Here is an 18,008-nt window from a genome sequence, read left to right as displayed (position 1 = left end):
GAACTTCAATGAATCAAGCAGAGGCCGTATTAAAATGGCAAACATTTAAAGACGCAGTATGTAGTATGTTGAATCATGGGGCGGAAATAGAAGAGGATGAAAATTTGCTTCATATGGGGTTATCGTCCATTCAATTGATGAAACTGATTAATGAAAGTAAAAAATTAGGATATCGGTTAACTTTTGAACAATTGATAAAAAATCCTTATTTAAAAGATTGGAAACAATTATTTATAGAGCATTCACTAACGGGAGAACACCTACAACGTAAAGTTGAAATAGAAAATGTAGATATGTATCAACCTTTCTCATTAACAGAAGTTCAGCATGCTTATTTTGTAGGACGCTACGACGGCCAGTACCTTGGTAATGTAGGTTGTCATGGATACTTAGAGATTAATGTTCGAGATATAGATACAGAAAGACTAGCTACCTCTTGGATGAGACTACAAGAGCATCATCCTATGCTAAGATCCGTTTTTACGCAAGATGGTAAACAGTATATTTCGCCAAAAACACAAGTAAGGCCTTTAATTATTCATGACTACCGAATGGCAGATGAATATCAAATTAAACAACATTTAGAAGAGATGCGGAATGAAACATCTCATAGATTATTAAAAATTGAAGAAGGGCAAGTAGCAGAATTACAAATCACTTTATTACCTGAAAATAAAGGACGATTGTTTTTCGATATCGATCTTTTAATAGCAGATGTTCAAAGTTATCAAATTATATTAAGAGATTTAGTAGCCTTATACAATAGAAATATTCAACCACAAGCACCTCTTGAATGGAATTTTGCAACATATTTGGTTGAAAAAAATGAAGAAAATAAAAAAGAGATATCAGAGGCAAAGGCTTATTGGTCAAAAAGATTAGCAACATTACCAACTAAACCACTATTACCTGTTTCAAATAAGTCAGAAATAAATTCTAAATTTAATCGACGAACTTATTTTTTAAATGCGGAGTTGTGGAAAAGGTTACAACATGTTTCTTCAAAAGCTGGTGTAACACCGGCTATGGCATTGTTAACTATTTATAGTCATATTCTAAATAGATGGAGTGAAAATGATCATTTTTTAATAAATGTTCCGTTATTCAATCGAAAACCATCTGAAACATTAAATATCGAAGAAGTAGTAGCAGACTTTACTACTCTACTTTTATTAGAAGTCGATTTAAAGGAACAAAGATCATTTTTACAAGACGTGCAAACTATTCAAACACAATTTCATACAGATATGCAATATACGTCTTACTCAGGTGTTGATGTTCAAAGAGATTTTGTTCGTCTGCATTCCAGTGAACAACAAATTGCACCGGTTGTTTTTTCATGCAATATCGGCTCACCTTTACTAAATGAAGAATTTGTCGAAATATTTGGTGATATCCATTATATGATTTCACAAACACCACAAGTTTGGTTAGATTTTCAAGTTTTTGAGCAAGACAATGGCCTATTATTAATTTGGGATAGTTTAGATGACGTTTTTAGACCCCACATATTAGATGAGATGTTTGAAAGTTTTAAACAGAGTGTTGAACACGTATCAAATACTGAGGATTGGTCAATTCCGTTACATATTCCTATAGCAAAACAACAAAACATAAGGAAAAATGTGATAACAGAAATGGAGATTGAACCAACTTGTTTGCATGCTCCATTTTTTGAGCAAGCTCAACGATCTCCAGATGATATTGCATTGATTTCTCCTCCTACTAATATGTCGTTATCTTATGGTGCTTTGAAAGAAAAAGCACTTAGAATCGCACAATACTTAAAAAATAACGGTATAGAAAAAGGCGATGTAGTAGGTGTACTGATGGAACGAGGCATGGATCAAATAGCTGCAATCTTTGGAATTTTAGCCGCTGGTGCAGTATATGTTCCAATTGGTCTGAAGCAACCATTGTCTCGAAGAAATAAGATTTATCAAGCAGCAAATATACGTGTTGTTTTGACAGATCATCTTCAAGTGGACGATAGCTGCAGCATTACCTTTTTATCTTTTGCTGATGCAGAAAAGTGTCCACAGAGTACTGAAGTAATATACGATCCAACTTCAACCGCCTATATCATTTTTACTTCAGGTTCTACAGGAGTGCCAAAAGGTGTAGAAATGACTCATGAAGCTGCATGGAATACGATTCATGCGGTTAATCAATTAAATCGAATTGATTCTTCAGATAGCGTGTTAGCAGTTTCTGCAAATGAATTTGACTTATCCGTTTACGATATGTTTGGATTACTTGCTGTTGGTGGTCAACTCATTTTACTTAGTGAACATGAAGTTCGTAGTGCAGATAAGTGGGTATCATATATTGAAGAATTTAATGTAACGCTGTGGAATTCTGTGCCTATTCTATTTGAAATATTGTGTGCAGAACTAGAAGAAAAAGAGAAAAACCTACCATCAATTAAATTTGTTTACCTTTCAGGGGATTGGATTAAACCGGATTTAGTAAAGCAAATGAAAGCTAAAACTCCTAATGGCACACTAATAGCTATGGGGGGAGCTACTGAGGGAGGAATTTGGTCCAATTATTATCAAGTAAAAAAAGATGAAACATGTGAGTTATCTAGTATTCCATACGGATATCCATTACCAAATCAAAAATATCGTGTTGTCAACGAAAGAGGAGAAGATTGTCCAAATCAAGTAGTCGGTGAATTATGGATAGGTGGCAAAAGTATTGCAGAAGGTTATAAAGGAAATGAGGAACAAACCAAAAATCAGTTTGTATACGTCAACGGGGAAAGGTGGTATCGGACTGGAGATTATGGCAGGTATTCAGAAGACGGTATTTTAGAATTTTTAGGTCGTAAGGATGAACAAATCAAAGTAAGTGGACATCGCATTGAACTAGGTGAGATTGAGAGAAACTTGAAAAGTAATAAAAGTATTAAAGATGCTGTTGTAATGGCAACTAAAAAGAAGAACGGAAATAGTCTTCATGCTTTTATCACTGCTAAAGGTTATGATGATCTTTTTGATATCCATTCAACTTCTTCAGACATACCTAAGCTTGTACGAAAGATGATGGAATCTGTTTCAAAAAGGTTTAGTGCCCATGATATAAATCAGTCAGAAGCAATGCAATCATTTATAACAGAAATGGATCAGTTAACATGTTATGGTATTACATTCATCCTAAAACAAGTAGGTTTTCCTATTAAAAAAGGAGATGTTTATCATTTAAAACAGACATTAGATGAACGAAATATAGATGCTAAGAATTATGAACTTATTAATCAGTGGTTTAGGTTTTTACATAAGTTAAATTTAGTATCTACAACAGATAAAAAAACATATGAAAACGTATGTGATTTATTTGATTGCGAGATGCCATCAATATTAAATTACCCTAGCATTAAAAAATTCAGCATTCCTTTTATAGAGGGTGGCCAAGCCATTATTAAGGGAGAATTGTCACCAACAGAATTATTATTTTCAGAAGATACGTTAACACCGATGGAAGTTATTTGTGAAGAACCAGGTGCTATGGAAAGTAATCAAGTGATTACAACAATGATTCATATGATTGGTACTGCGAATAAAGAATTGAAACGACCGTTGCAAATTTTAGAATTAGGTGCAAGGAGTAGTTCATTTACAGAAGCAATAGTGAATCAATTGGCAGGACTAAATTATCAATACACCATTACTGATTCTTCCATGTATTTTAAAAACAAGTTCGAAAAAATTCTATCAGAAAATGTTGAATTTACTATTTTAGATCCTGAAATGGATCCTGTATTGCAAGGGTATCAATACAATAAATATGACATCATTATTGCTAACAATGCATTACACAGAATGAAAAATTTACCAGAAGGACTGCGGTTTATTGAACAGTTATTAGATGTGGATGGTTTAATTATTTCTACAGAAAATACGTTGAATAATAGTCTGCAACTTATTACAACGGGATTTGAAGCACGCGGTTTTACACAATTTGAAGATGTAAGAAAAGATGTCTGTCAACCATTATTATCTGATAATCAATGGGTAGACGTTCTTATCGAATCAGGCTATTCGAATGTTAAAGTTATCAATGATCCACAGCTTTATTCTCACCATATTTTTATAGCTCAATCATCGCCAGTGAAGGTTCAACTAAATCAAAAAAAAGTAGAGAACTACTTAAGAGAGCAATTGCCAGATTATATGATACCTAAAAATGTAACGATGTTACTTAAAATGCCTGTCACGAAGAATGGAAAATTAAATCGAAAGCTTTTAAAAGCAAGCACCCATATAGGCGTAAATGAACAGAGCGAGCCTACTCGTCCAATGAATTTTTTAGAGCAGGAAATCGCGAACCTTTGGAAAGTAGTTTTAGATAAGCACCATATTTCTCTAGAAGATAATTTCTATCATCTTGGTGGTGATTCTTTAATTGCGACCCAACTTAATAGCCAATTACAGAAAAAATTTAATATGCCGACTTCATTGGAAGCTATTTTTAAACATCCTAAGTTTAGTGATTTTACAAATTATATATCTAGAGAACTAAAAATTGTAGAAACAAATAAAGAGCAAATTGATGCAGCTCCATTTGCTAGTATCCAAAGCAATTCAATCCATCTCTATGATCCATTCCCATTAACGGATATTCAGCAATCATATTGGTTGGGAAGAAGTGGTGTATATGACTTAAGTGATGTTTCTGCGCATTGCTATTTTGAACTTGAGTGTGACGAACTGGATATGGAGGCAGTTACTGTTGCATGGAATCAACTAATTCGTCGTCATGACATCATGCGGGCTGTTGTTCTAAAAAATGGACTTTCTCAGCAAATATTAAAAGAAGTGCCAGATTATCGAATTATGATAAATGATTACAGATATCAAGACAAAGTAGCATTTGAAAAAGGTGTGCTATTGACAAGAAATAAGATGTCTCAGCGTCAGTTCAATGTATGTAAATGGCCTTTATTTGAAATTGAAGCAAGCTTGAACCCAGACCAAAAGACACGATTACATGTTAGCTTCGATAATACAGTATTTGATGGCTATAGCATTTTTCTATTGTTTGATGAGTGGTACAAACTATACAATACACCAACCCATAACTTACCAAATATCAATATTAGCTTTAGAGACTATGCCATTGCACTCGCAGATTTGAAAAAATCGACTCAGTACGAAAAGGATATGAACTACTGGGAAAAACGCATTAAAAAGTTGCCCCCTGCACCTGAATTACCATTAGAAAAACAACCAAATGAAATAGTAGAACAAAAATTCACTCGATATCAAGCGGTTTTAACGGTGGAAAAATGGAAGGTTATAAAGCAAATTGCCCATCAGCTTAAATTGACGCCTTCAACTGTTATTATGACAGCCTATGCGGAAGTATTAGGGAGGTATAGTAGACATCAACATTTTACGCTAAACTTAACTCATTTTAATCGTCTGCCTTTACACGAAGATGTGGATAAATTAGTTGGAGACTTTACATCGTTAGTATTAATAAAAATGGATCATCGTCATGAAAGCAATTTTATTATGCGTTGTCAGGATACTCAAAAACAATTACTACAAGATCTTGAACATACACTCGTTAGCGGTGTAGAAGTAGAAAGGATATTGAGAAAAGAAAGAAATCGTTTTAATGATATTATGATGCCAATTGTTTTTACAAGTGGCATCGGTGTAAATAAAGATCATTTAGAAGATATCTCCTATTTAGGGAAAATTGTTTATGGTGCATCTCAAACACCACAAGTTTGGTTAGATCATCAAGTGTTCGAGCAAGATGGTGAACTCATCCTATCTTGGGATGGTGTTGAAGAACTATTCCCTAAAGGTTTACTTAACGAAATGTTTAATGCTTATAATCAAATATTAGATAAACTGAGTAAAGGTATTGGTGCGTGGCAACAATCATCTTCCTTAATAGTGTTACCAGACGCAAAACAGAGAGAGACGATTCATCAAGCAGCCATCATACCGACCTCAGAAGAAACATTAGTTAGTCTAATAGAAAAACAGTGTATTGAAAATGGGGAAAATACGGCTATTATTGATACTTCTGTTACGCTCTCATATGAAGAATTGGATACTATGTCAAAAAATATAGCTTATTCAGTTAGTCTAATACAATCACAGGTAGTCCTCGTAATAATGGAGAAAGGTTGGAAGCAAATCGTTGCAGCCCTCGGAATTATGAGAGCAGGCGCAGCATACTTACCTGTAGATGTAGATACTCCAATTGATCGATTACATCAAATTATGAAACAAGCACATATCGACGCTATAGTAACTACTCAGACATTGTATAGTCGATATAGTAACTTAGGTAGTAACGTTTATATTGTTGAAGATCTTATTGTTGCTAGTAAGGAAAAGACATTACCGTTTAGAAATGTAAAACCAGATGATTTAGCTTATATTATTTTCACTTCAGGTTCTACAGGTAAACCTAAAGGTGTTGAAATAACGCATCGAAGTGTCGTCAATACGATTCAAGATATAAATAAACGTCTTAATGTGACAGCCTCTGACCGAAGTATTGCATTATCGAATTTTACATTTGACTTATCTGTTTACGATGCCTTTGGTTTACTGAGTGCTGGAGGGGCAGTGGTCATTCCAGAGGTTCAGAGACTGAAAGACCCAGAGCATTGGTTAGATTTATTGCATAAACACCGCATTACGATATGGAATACTGTACCAACCTTTATGGAAATGCTAGTCGATTACCATAAAACAGCTGCTGCAATTGCTGGTCAGGGTCATTATTTGAAAACAGTTCTTTTAAGCGGAGATTGGATTCCATTAACCCTACCAGAAAAAGTAACGGACATTTTTGAAGGGGTAAATGTTATAAGTTTAGGTGGAGCCACAGAATGTTCCATTTGGTCTAACTATTTTATGGTGGATTCACTATATGCCAACTGGAATAGTATACCATATGGTAAATCGCTGTCACATCAACAATTATATGTGTTAAATAAGAAGTATGAGGATAGTCCTGTCTGGGTGAAGGGGGACTTATATATTGGCGGTATAGGTTTATCAACAGGGTATTGTAATGATTCTGAAAGAACGAAAAAGCATTATTTTAACCATCCGATAACGGGGGAACGAATTTACAAAACAGGTGACCTTGCTAAGTATCTTCCTGATGGCAATATTGAATTTTTAGGTCGTGAAGATCAACAAATTAAAATAAGTGGTCATAGAGTAGAGCTAGGAGATATAGAAGCTAACTTATGTAAGTTCCCTATCGTACAACAAGCTGTCGTAACAATCCAAGATAATAAGCTAATTGGCCATCTTAAGCTCCATGAACACATACAAAATGAACTTATTCAAACGAGAACAACAGATATTAATATAACGGAAAGTATCGAGACAATCAAAAGTGAAATAGAGCAATCTATGTCAACGTTTAATATCAACGAGCTCTCAGACTATACAGAATCTATTGAATGGATTAGTGTCGGGATGATGTTTTTAGACTTATATGCTTTAAATATCTTTAAAGCAGAAGGGCATGTATTTACGAAAGAGGATTTATTGAAATCAGTTGTTAGTGTGTACGATTCTTTAATGGGGCATTGGCTAGACTATCTTGTAATTTATGGTTTTGTTGAGGAGAAACATTCTAGTTACAGTGTCAAATTCAGTAAAGATGACGCTATGAAGTATATGAATCATAAGCTGAATGAATTTAATCTTGGTGAAACAGAACCAATCTTCCATCAGTTGAAGGAGCAACTTATCGCGTCGCAATTTGTGCGTCTTGCAATTTTAAAAGGTGAGCAATTAGCGAAAGGTTATTTACTAGATTCTCATGGATTCTTAACGCCTGAACAATTAGGGCAGTTTAATTTATGGAGTCAGTATACAGAAGGATTAGTTGAGAAGATACTAGAAACGTTCACAAAATCCTATCCAAATCGAAATTTGAATGTGTTAGAGCTTGGAACAAGAACCGGACAAGGTACAGACAATTTTGCCACGGTATTGAAGGATTCTGGACAGTATACCTATAGCGATGAATCAAGAGACTTTATTAATAGAAAAAAGGCAACGACAACTCAAAAACATTTGAAATTCACACAATTTGATTTCAATGAGCCACCAGATAATCAGGATTTTGTACTTCATGATTATGATGTCATCATTGCTGAAAACACATTGCATAGAAGTCATCATTTGAATGATACAATGATTTATTTAAAACGTCTTTTAAAGCCTGGCGGTCATATTTTTCTAACAGAAAATGTAAAGAATAATGCCCTTCTATTAATCACTGTGGCATTTTTTGAAGAAGGTTATAACCACTTCGAAGACTTTAGACGTTCTGAAAAATTGCCATTACTTAATCGTGAAGCGTGGCAAAATTTCTTGAAAGAAGAAGGTTTTAATTGCCTATTGGCATGGCCTGGAAATGACGTTAAGTGGCTAGGGGAACACATAATGATGGTGGAAGGACCAACACAGATCAAATCAGTTGCGCTTGAACCGTTTTCAGAAAAAGTTAAGAATACTATTCCTAAGTACATGTGTCCAGATCATTATTTTGTTCATGAAGCGTTCCCAATAACAGCTAACGGCAAGGTTGACCGTAAGAAACTAACTAAGTATAAAGCTTATAGTCTCCCTAAAGTTGTTGAGCCAGGAAGACAAGCGGTCACAATAGAAGAACAGGCTGTTGTAAAGGTCTGGAATGAAATATTAGAAACTGAATATAGTAGCGTGAAAGATAATTTCTTTGAACAAGGTGGAGACTCGCTAAAAGCAATCAGATTAATTAATTTACTCGATGAACAGGGCTATGCTTTAACATTAGAAAAATTATTCATGCAACCTACCATTGAAGGTTTGGCTGCGAATCTTGAAGAAAAGAATAATCATCAAAATGAAGAAACTCAAGTTATAGGTTCACTATAATTCAGGGGAATAGCGGGCATGAAAACACCTAACCATGTACAGATTAAGCTGTGATTTCATGCTCGCAAGACTCCATTGTAAGCTGGAAATTAATAGTTTGATATAAATTTTTTAGAAACAGGTGAAGGGATGAGAAGAGAATTGACCCGAAAGTTACGTGTACTTGTATGTGGCACAAGATTTGGCCAATTTTATCTAGAAGCCATAAAAAACTCCCATAAATATGAACTTGTTGGTATTTTAGCGCAAGGAAGCCAAAGATCTCATACTTGTACAGGCGTTTATGAAACCGACTTATATGTTGATATAAAGGACATTCCCAAAGATATTGATATTGCTTGCATAGTTGTACCTACAAGTATAATGGGAGGTTCTGGAACAGAGCTCGCTATTGAATTAATGGAAAAGGGAATTCATGTTTTAATAGAACAGCCCGTACATTATCAGAATTTAATAGAATGTTACCGTGTGGCAAGACAATATAATGTAAAGTTTGTTGTAGGTGACTTATATGTAAATTTACCTTATGTAAAAAAATTTATTGGAATTGCTCAAAAAATTATGGAAAAAGAAGATTTGTTATACCTTAATGTTGATATGGCAACTCAAGTTTCATTTCCATTAGCTCATATATTAACAAAGCTGTTCGGAAATCTACAACCTTGGAGCGTTAAAAATACAATTTTAGACAATATACCGTTTCAAATGCTTTCATTAATGATAAAAGGTGTTCCGACAACAATTAGAGCACAAAATCAAGTTGAGGTAGTTGTCTCGGATAGTTATATGCATTTAATGCATCAAATAACATTAGGGTTTGATAGCGGTAAATTAACTCTTTTTGATACCAATGGACCAGTCGTTTGGACACCTAGAATGCAAATACCAAACACTACTCTTGTTCCAAGAGACTTAGAACAAGAAACTTCACATTCACTAACAACACCAGTTATTGAGGTCTTTGAACCAAATAACAACGCTACTTATAAAGAGATTCTGACGATGATTTGGCCATCTGCTATTTTAAAAGATATCGAAAGATTAAGTCATCTTATTACGAATGACAGTAATGCGATAGAGATGAGGAGAGAAGGTCAACATATTATTCAAGCAGCACAACTGTGGAGTGATATAACTAGTGCATTGGGCTATCCCAATGACTATAAGAGAAAGGATCAACAGTTTTTAACAATCGAAGAAGTAAAAGCACAGCTGAGTAAAGAAACGCCGATCGACGTTCGATATGAACAGTTAACAGTGGATAGTGTTCAACATGCAGTAATGAAGTTTAACGAAGTTTGTTTAAAATCTATTTTATTTGAACTACAAAAGAATAATACGTTAAACACGAAAGGAAAAGTGTATCGATTTGACGAAATATTGCGCTCAATCAAAATAGCTGAAAACTTTCAATTTGTCCTTCAAAGATGGTTAACAGCACTAGTAAATCATGGTTATATTATCTGTCTTAATATTGGTTATGTTTTAAATTATCCAGTCCGGACTTCTGAAGAATTGAAACGTGATTGGGGAGAGATAAAATCACTTTGGTCAGATCGATTAATACCAGAAAAAGTAATGGACTATTTTTATAGTCACGCTCAATTATTAGGTGATTTATTAAGTGGGAAGCAGTCTGCAGTCCAACTGTTATTCCAGAACGGTGAGCAGGATATAGCAACGCAATTATATAAGGATACAATAATCGCCCATTATCTTAATAATGAAGTATCTGACATTGTTGTAGATAAGGTAGCAATGAATAATGAGGTGCAATTATTAGAAATTGGTGCTGGAACTGGCGCCACCTCTACAGTAGTCATAGGTAGCATTATAAAGAATCGCCTACAGAAAAAAATAAAACGCTATTTGTTTAGCGATATTTCCAATTATTTTATCAATGAAGCGAAAAAAACGCTCAAAAACATTAACTGGATGGATTATATGAAATTAGATATTGAAAATGATAAGGATATGTCATGTGTTGAGAATGGTTCTCAAGATATTATTCTAGCAGCAGGAGTTTTGAATAATGTGCAAAATACGCGAGAGGTTTTATTAAGGCTTAAATTATTATTAAAAAATGATGGTATTGTCCTAATAACAGAAGCAGATGGTGAATCGTTACAAATGTTAATTTCACAAGTATTTATGATGAAGCCTGCTAATGATTTAAGAGAAAAGACATCATCTACCTTTTTAACTACATCACAGTGGTTAGAAATATTTAGTGAAGTAGGATTCAAATGTAATTCTATTCAACCGGATAAAGCACATAAATTATATCCGCTAGGACAACGTTTATTTGTGTTAGAAAAAATATAAGGAGGATGCTGTAATGGATATGAAAATTTGGTTTCCATTTTCTCGTGACAATCTTACTAACGTTAACTTATTTTGCTTTCATCATGCTGGTGGATCAGCTGCTAATTATAAAGAATGGGTGTCGGAAAGTAAGGAAGCAAATATATATAGTGTAGAACTACCAGGGAAAGGAACACGGAGAAACGAAGAACCTATTTTAAACGTGGACGATTTAGGTGTAGAAATAGCAAAAGCCATTGAAAGTATTTCGAAAGACAGAAAGGTAGTATTATTTGGACATAGTATGGGTGCAGCAATTGCATTTAAGGTCGCTTACTATCTTGAAAAAAATACAGACATACAAATGCAGCTATTAATAGTTGCAAGTCGCCAAGCACCCCATTATAAAGGTAAGGATAAATATCACTCAACGAAGGCTGATAATTATTTAATACAGGAATTATATCGTCTAGGTGGTACACCAAAACATTTATTAGAGAATCAAGAGTTTCTTAATTTTGTGATACCTTCTATAAAAAATGATTATATTTTACATGAGTCATTTTCCTATAAAGGTGAGGAATTGAACACGCCGATTATTGCTCATTATAGTGAAGATGATGTTGACCTTACCGAGTTAGATTTATTACGTTGGCAAGAAGTTACGAGTAATGAATATGCTATTAAAAAATTTCAAGGTGGACACTTTTTCTTTTACGAATTAGGTAACACTTATTTGAAAATAATAGAAGACACTATCATCCATTACAATGCCAACGTGTTATGGAAAACCTTTAGCAACTTATAAATGTCTATTTATATAGAACAAATAATACTAGTAACACTTATTCTGATTTTTTTAAACGCTATATTCTATTTAAGGAAACAGGATTAACAGGAATTCAATTTGAATATAGTCCATATGGAAAGCCATATGTAAATATTCCTGGTTACAAAAATCTTCATTTTAATGTATCCCACATGGGACATTATATTGTAGGTACTGTCTCATTAGGATGTTTTATTGGAATTGATATTGAATGCATAAAGCCAATTGAGTTTGATTGTATTGAATATTTTATGAGTGAAACCAAAATAGCACAGTTTAATAGGCTCAATTTAAAGGAAGATAAACTAGATTATTTTTACTCTATTTGGACTCTAAAAGAAGCTTATTCCAAAATGATAGGTATGGGATTAAATATGAATCTAACAGAAGTAAGTTTTTCTCTCGAGAATCAGCAATTTAGATCAGCATTAGGCGATGTATTTTGTCATTCAATGATCGTTGATGAGCATTACCGTCTATCCCTGATTAGTAGTAAAAAGGTGAACATAAATGTTGTGGATATTGAATCGAATCTAGTAATAGAAGAATTTAACATTTAATAATGACTAATTAGTGAGGTGAAGACAATGAAGAAAATACTACTATCTAACATCCTAAAAAATTTTAGTAATAATGATACCTTATTTAAAACACCTGAGAAACTGTTGTTATGTAAGGGGAGTCAAAAAAGATTTAAGATAGAATTTAGCAATTCTTCAAAGTTGAAAGAAGAAATTACAGCACTACAAAAGCAATATAAGGGACAAATGATAATTGGAGCAATTCCATTTGACCAAAATACAAAAGCAACTATTATTGTTCCAGATAAGCATGAGTATTATCAGGAGTCTGATTTGATAGATGACTTACATATTGATCCTCAGTCATTGACCATAGAACATAGTATAGATATACCTAATAGGCAACAATTTAACGAAATGGTTCAAAATGCCATTGATTATATTAATGATAAGCAATTCAACAAAGTAGTTTTAGCAAGAACATTAAACTTTCGATTAGAAGCTGATCCACAGATCTCTTCGTGGCTAACAAACTTGATGCACAAAAATAAACAGGGTTATATTTTTTCAATTGAAACGGGCCACTTACAAAATTTAATTGGAGCAAGTCCAGAGTTACTAGTGAAAAAGGAAGGGAATATTGTTACAATCAATCCATTAGCTGGTTCACGTAAACAAACTTTTAATGAGGTGAAAGATGCTGATTTAGAAAAAGAATTGCTTAACTCAGAAAAAGATTTGCATGAGCATAAAATAGTAGTGGACTATATGTGTGAGAAATTACAACCCTATTTAAGTGATATCGAGTTCAATAAAAAGCCAATGATTCTTTATACAGATACAATGATTCATTTATCTACAGTCATCACAGGAAAACTTAAAAATGATACTATGAACGCATTGGATTTAGCTGAGTTGTTACACCCTACACCAGCAATATGTGGAGAGCCACAAAAACAAGCATTAGCCTTTATACAGGAAACAGAGCCATTTAAAAGGGGATTATATACAGGTTTGGTAGGGTATATGGACAGTAATGGTGATGGGGAATGGGTTATCACCATTCGTTGTGCAGAGAGAAATAATAAAGATATTACATTATTTGCAGGAGCGGGAATTGTTAATAGTTCATTACAGGATAGTGAATTCAATGAGATCTCTGCTAAATTCACAACAATGTTAGATGCAATGGGGCTAAAAGAGAATTAAAATGATGCAAACAAAGTATTCTAAAAAAGCACAACAAGATTTTGTTTATAGGTAAGAGCTTATGAAAAAGAATAGATAAAATTTGTAAGAATCCAAGCATAGAAATTATAAAAGACCTGAATTGGCGAATTTAATAATGAGCACTCTATAATCACATAAATAGTAAAAGGTGCTGCTCCATAGTCAAAAAACTACAGCGACAACACCAAGTCATTTATTAGTGGAAATATTTATCGACACGTTGAAGTACTTCGTCAGCAGAAAGACCGTCAGCGTCAATAACAGGTCCTGCCATGATAGGATCGCTAATTCCCATAATATCTCTGTCTTGCCCAGTGATTACACAGGCATCACATTTTTTTGCATCTTCTTCAGTACGAAGTTGAATAACTTCATAACCTTTTGCCTTTAAAGCGTCTTCAACGTTTGTTAATGATTGTTCCACACCAATTATTTTAGACATTACTCTTCCACCTCCTATATGTAATGTGTCATATAGGCTTGCTAATTATTCACGTAATTCATTTTTTTGTTATACACATTTTAAATGGCGGGAAAATAGAGAAATTCATTTTCCATTGCAACGAAATGATATTAGCAATTATATATGCTGAATAGGAGAGATTTTAAATGAGAAGTCTAAAGATAAAAATAATTAGTATGTTATTTATTATCGCATTTATCTGGATGATTATGCTACATAATGCTGGACCACCCAAGCCTGTTGTTTTGTCAGATGGAAAAGAAGTACCAACAGTACAAGGCACATATTGTTGGCGAAATATTATAAATAATGAATGTGTTGATAAAATTTCACCGCCTGAAATTATTGCTAATAAAAAAATTGTTCCGTTTTCTGTTTCACCACAAAGTAAAATTAAAATTAGTTTTAAGAAATCACCGATTGATGGGATAGAAGTAGACAAATGGTTGAGCAACGATGAGATTGAGCTAGTAAAGGTAAAAGATAATGTTTTCTCTGTACCGAAAGAGAAGGGGACTTATATATATAGTATTTCGGGAAGATGGGACAAAGGAGGTTCTTCTTATATCTTTGCTATAGAGGTAAAATGAATAGGGTGATTTTAAATTAATAAAAGACACATTGAAGGTTAATTTCCAATGTGTCTTTGAATAATAAATTACTTAACTATACGATTGATTGCATAAATTGGATAACTTGATCCTCTTGAATGGAATCAACAGCTATTTTATTTCGACTAATCTTTTGACATTTTGTACATTGATGGATAAGTTGAAAGCCTTTTTTTCCTGTATAATCGACTCCAATTGGTCTCATCAAACCTTTACAAGTACTCGCTCTGTCTCCAGGAACATGATCCATATGTTTTGAAAATAAACAGATTGGACAATGATTTCTGAAACTTCCGTTCGTTAATGGTTCAACCATCGTACTGCAATTTTCACATTGAAATGCTGTATTCTCATTTTTTCTACTCAATTGCTCTTCCTCCAATATATTATTTCAACATTGGAGAAAGGGTTCCGTTTTATTTTTCTACTATAGTAGTATCAGGCTTTTATAGGGAATGAACCAATTCACCGTCTTGTTCTTCAAAACGATTACTTCTAGTTCCTGCTTCACAAAGACTTATTTCATCCTTTGATCCGGACCACGATTGATTTTGTATATTTGTGCCAACCACTGTAAGACGGACCGCTCCATCTTCCACTAGTAGGTGTTCTCCTATAATCACTGACTTCGGCATTCGTCCCCTAACGAGCAATTGTTTTAAATAGATAAAATGTCAATTCATCACCCCTTATCATATAAGCATTCGTATTCACCATTTATAGGTTATCAAATTTATTGAATTGTTTAAATAGTTTATTTTTGCGACAAAGTTTACTTTGGATCTAAAAAAGGGGAATCCTACAATCATTTCAAATGATTGGTGAGACACCCCGTTTTCTTTACTTATTGTGGAAGATAGTCTTGGCCATTAACTGTTAGTTTAGAAGGTGAAATTAGAACTTCTTTATTTGCTTTGAAATATGGTTCTAAAATATTGTGAAATGCTTCCCAATTTTCTCTGATTTTTTCTGCTTCTTCTTTTTTATCAAGCTTAATAGCTTCTTCATAAAGCTGTTTTAATTGCTTACTATCCGCTTCGCTAACTTTAAAGTCAAAGTCAGCCATGTATTCTTCAAATGGTTGAGGCTTAAAGAACTGATCAATGATTTCATAGAATTCATTCCATGTTTTTTCAGCTAATTCATCATTTTTAGCTTTTTCAGCTTTTTGAGCATCTTCATAAATAGTTTTTAGTTTTACTAAAGTTTCAGTAGGGATATCAAACTCTTTGCCTTCCATGTACTCTTCAAATGTTTGAGGTGGATAAAGTTCAGCGATATACGGTTCAAGGATTTTATGAAGTTCATCATATTTTCCGTATGCATTTTCCTCCTGACCATCTTTTTCAAGCTTTACCCATTCTTCATAAATAACTTTAAGCTGTTTTTTATCATTTTCTTCTATAACTATATTTTTATCACTAAAACCGAAATTTTCTATATACTCTTCAAAAGGTATAGGTTGCCAATTTGCTATATAATATGGGTTAGTAATTTTACGCATGTCTCTAGAAATCTCGCTTATTTCCTCATATATCTTGTCTGCTTCTTCAAATGCTTTATTTCCCATTGCTTTAAAAGCTACTTTTTCCAGCTTCTTCACTTCATTAAACATTTTTTCTAGTTTTGTTAGCTCTTCATTTGTTACCTCTTTAGGCAAGTCTTTTTTATAAGCTTCGAATGTGTAGAAGTCTGAATAATACTCTACTACGCTACCTTCGACTGTGATTTCCTGTCCTTCTACTAAGTTCATTTTGTCTAGTTGTTCTTCAGAAAATTTATAGAAACTGATATAGTAGTTTTTACCGTCTCTATCTTTTAGATACATCCCATCATCACTGATGCTTTTAATCGTTCCTGTAACTTGTTGTTCGATTTGAACAGTAACATCATTTGCTGGTTCTACTGCAGTAGCCCCTGCTTGAAGTGGCGTCAAAACAGCCATTCCTATTGTTAGTGCTGAAGCAATCATCCATGTTTTTTTAATCGGTCTTTTCATTATCATTTCTCCCTTTTATTTACTATGGAACTTAACATTTCCAATATTTAGACGGATTTCCAGCGGGAAAGGTTCGTTGTTTTTTAAAATTTTAAAACAGTCCATGTTAATTAAATAAAGCACCACATATTATTGGGAAAATCTTATAAATAATGAGTGCGTTGATAAAATTCTACCACCAGAAATTATTGCTAATAAAAGAATTGTTCTGTTTTCTGTTTCACCTCAAAGTGAAAATAAAATTAGATTTAAGAAACTACCTACCGAGGGGATAGAAGTAGAAAAATGGTTAAGCAGCGATGAAATGAACAAGAATAAGATAATGTTTTCTCTGTTCCAAAAGAGAAGGGGACTTATATCGGAGGGTAGGCAAAAGGAAGTTCTTCTTATATTTTTTTTATAGAAGATTGCAGACTTTGGAAAAAATCTCGAAAAATTATTGTGGAATTAACAAAAAGAGGAATCTCAACAATCATCCTAAATGATTGTTGAGAAACCTCAATTCTTTTTCTTATTGTGGGGTATATTCTTGTCCGTTAATTATTACTTTAGAAGCAGAGAGTAGAATTTCTTTATTTGCTTTGAAATATGGTTCTAAAACATTATAAATTGCTTCCGATTTCTCTTCAATTTTTGCTTTGTCTTCTTTTTTATCTAGCTTTAAGATTTCTTCATAAAGCTGTTTTAATTGCTTGTTATCCTCTTCACTAACTTTGAATTCATAGTCAGCCATGAATTCTTCAAATGTTTGAGGCGTTATGAATTGATCAATGATGTAATAGAAATCCTCCCATAGTTTTTCAGACAAATCAGCATTGTCATCTTTTTCTGCTTTTTGAGCGTTATCATAAATATTTTTTAGTTTTACTAAATCTTCAGCAGGGATATCTAACTCATATCTTTCCATGAATTCTTCAAATGTTGGAGTTGGGTAAAGTTTCTCTAAATATGGTTGAAGAGTTTTGTAAAATTCGTCCATTTTTTCGTTAGCCTTTTCCTCTTGACCATCTTTTTCAAGTTTTACCCATTCTTCGTAAATACCTTTAAGCTGTTTATTATCATTTTCTTCAATAACTATATTTTTTTCACTAAATCCGAAATCTGCTATATACTCTTCAAATGTTTGAGGTTGCCAC

10 protein-coding genes and 1 pseudogene are annotated in these 18,008 nt (G+C 33.3%); 6 read left to right on the top strand and 5 right to left on the bottom strand.

From position 1 onward, the window contains the following. Positions 1-8 precede the first annotated feature (8 nt). The 5 genes from ACMZ42_RS23465 (at position 9) to ACMZ42_RS23445 (ending at position 13,778) form a co-directional block, all read left to right on the top strand. Positions 9-8,915 carry an amino acid adenylation domain-containing protein gene (locus tag ACMZ42_RS23465; RefSeq protein ID WP_415732969.1) on the top strand — a complete coding sequence of 2,969 codons (8,907 nt, stop codon included), beginning with the start codon at positions 9-11 and terminating at the stop codon, positions 8,913-8,915. Positions 8,916-9,056: 141 nt separating this feature from the next. Next, positions 9,057-11,240 (top strand): Gfo/Idh/MocA family oxidoreductase, encoded by a 2,184-nt coding sequence (locus ACMZ42_RS23460; protein ID WP_415732968.1) that lies wholly within the window; start codon positions 9,057-9,059, stop codon positions 11,238-11,240. A gap of 13 nt (positions 11,241-11,253) precedes the next feature. Further along, on the top strand, positions 11,254-12,027 hold the full coding sequence (locus tag ACMZ42_RS23455) for a thioesterase II family protein (RefSeq protein ID WP_415732967.1): 774 nt from the start codon (positions 11,254-11,256) through the stop codon (positions 12,025-12,027). A 173-nt stretch (positions 12,028-12,200) separates the two neighbouring features. Next, a complete protein-coding gene (locus ACMZ42_RS23450; protein ID WP_415732966.1) occupies positions 12,201-12,608 on the top strand; it encodes a 4'-phosphopantetheinyl transferase family protein in 408 nt (135 codons plus the stop codon). Positions 12,609-12,635: 27 nt separating this feature from the next. After that, positions 12,636-13,778: an isochorismate synthase gene (locus ACMZ42_RS23445; protein WP_415732965.1), complete on the top strand. Its 1,143-nt coding sequence runs from the start codon at positions 12,636-12,638 to the stop codon at positions 13,776-13,778. Positions 13,779-13,995: 217 nt separating this feature from the next. On the opposite strand, the gene ACMZ42_RS23440 is transcribed toward ACMZ42_RS23445, so the two are convergent. Then, on the bottom strand, positions 13,996-14,241 hold the full coding sequence (locus ACMZ42_RS23440) for a YkuS family protein (RefSeq protein WP_132358618.1): 246 nt from the start codon (positions 14,239-14,241) through the stop codon (positions 13,996-13,998). 167 nt (positions 14,242-14,408) lie between these two features. On the opposite strand from ACMZ42_RS23440, the gene ACMZ42_RS23435 reads away from it, so the two are divergent. Further along, positions 14,409-14,852, top strand: coding sequence for a hypothetical protein (locus ACMZ42_RS23435; RefSeq protein WP_415732964.1), 444 nt, complete (start codon positions 14,409-14,411; stop codon positions 14,850-14,852). A 76-nt stretch (positions 14,853-14,928) separates the two neighbouring features. On the opposite strand, the gene ACMZ42_RS23430 is transcribed toward ACMZ42_RS23435, so the two are convergent. The 4 genes and pseudogenes from ACMZ42_RS23430 to ACMZ42_RS23415 form a co-directional block, all read right to left on the bottom strand. Then, complete coding sequence (locus tag ACMZ42_RS23430; protein ID WP_370082645.1) at positions 14,929-15,240, bottom strand: RNHCP domain-containing protein; 312 nt, start codon at positions 15,238-15,240, stop codon at positions 14,929-14,931. A 79-nt stretch (positions 15,241-15,319) separates the two neighbouring features. After that, on the bottom strand, positions 15,320-15,508 hold the full coding sequence (locus ACMZ42_RS23425) for a hypothetical protein (RefSeq protein WP_402873391.1): 189 nt from the start codon (positions 15,506-15,508) through the stop codon (positions 15,320-15,322). A 209-nt stretch (positions 15,509-15,717) separates the two neighbouring features. Further along, positions 15,718-16,872: a hypothetical protein gene (locus tag ACMZ42_RS23420; protein ID WP_415732963.1), complete on the bottom strand. Its 1,155-nt coding sequence runs from the start codon at positions 16,870-16,872 to the stop codon at positions 15,718-15,720. Positions 16,873-17,383: 511 nt separating this feature from the next. After that, positions 17,384-18,008, bottom strand: a pseudogene (locus ACMZ42_RS23415) (hypothetical protein); the annotation flags it as partial.

Source organism: Lysinibacillus sp. NPDC056185 (genome assembly GCF_047737915.1).
GTDB lineage: Bacteria > Bacillota > Bacilli > Bacillales_A > Planococcaceae > Lysinibacillus.
The sequence above is the reverse complement of the archived record's forward strand: the minus strand, read 5'-3'. Positions and strand labels throughout refer to the sequence as shown.

What these genes read in the sequence shown, in the direction of transcription:
- ACMZ42_RS23465 (WP_415732969.1), top strand. Translation starts at nt 9, where the DNA reads ATGAATCAAGCAGAGGCCGTATTAAAATGGCAAACATTTAAAGACGCA.
- ACMZ42_RS23455 (WP_415732967.1), top strand. Translation starts at nt 11,254, where the DNA reads ATGGATATGAAAATTTGGTTTCCATTTTCTCGTGACAATCTTACTAAC.
- ACMZ42_RS23450 (WP_415732966.1), top strand. Translation starts at nt 12,201, where the DNA reads ATGGGACATTATATTGTAGGTACTGTCTCATTAGGATGTTTTATTGGA.
- ACMZ42_RS23445 (WP_415732965.1), top strand. Translation starts at nt 12,636, where the DNA reads ATGAAGAAAATACTACTATCTAACATCCTAAAAAATTTTAGTAATAAT.
- ACMZ42_RS23440 (WP_132358618.1), bottom strand. Translation starts at nt 14,241, where the DNA reads ATGTCTAAAATAATTGGTGTGGAACAATCATTAACAAACGTTGAAGAC.
- ACMZ42_RS23435 (WP_415732964.1), top strand. Translation starts at nt 14,409, where the DNA reads ATGAGAAGTCTAAAGATAAAAATAATTAGTATGTTATTTATTATCGCA.
- ACMZ42_RS23425 (WP_402873391.1), bottom strand. Translation starts at nt 15,508, where the DNA reads ATGCCGAAGTCAGTGATTATAGGAGAACACCTACTAGTGGAAGATGGA.
- ACMZ42_RS23420 (WP_415732963.1), bottom strand. Translation starts at nt 16,872, where the DNA reads ATGAAAAGACCGATTAAAAAAACATGGATGATTGCTTCAGCACTAACA.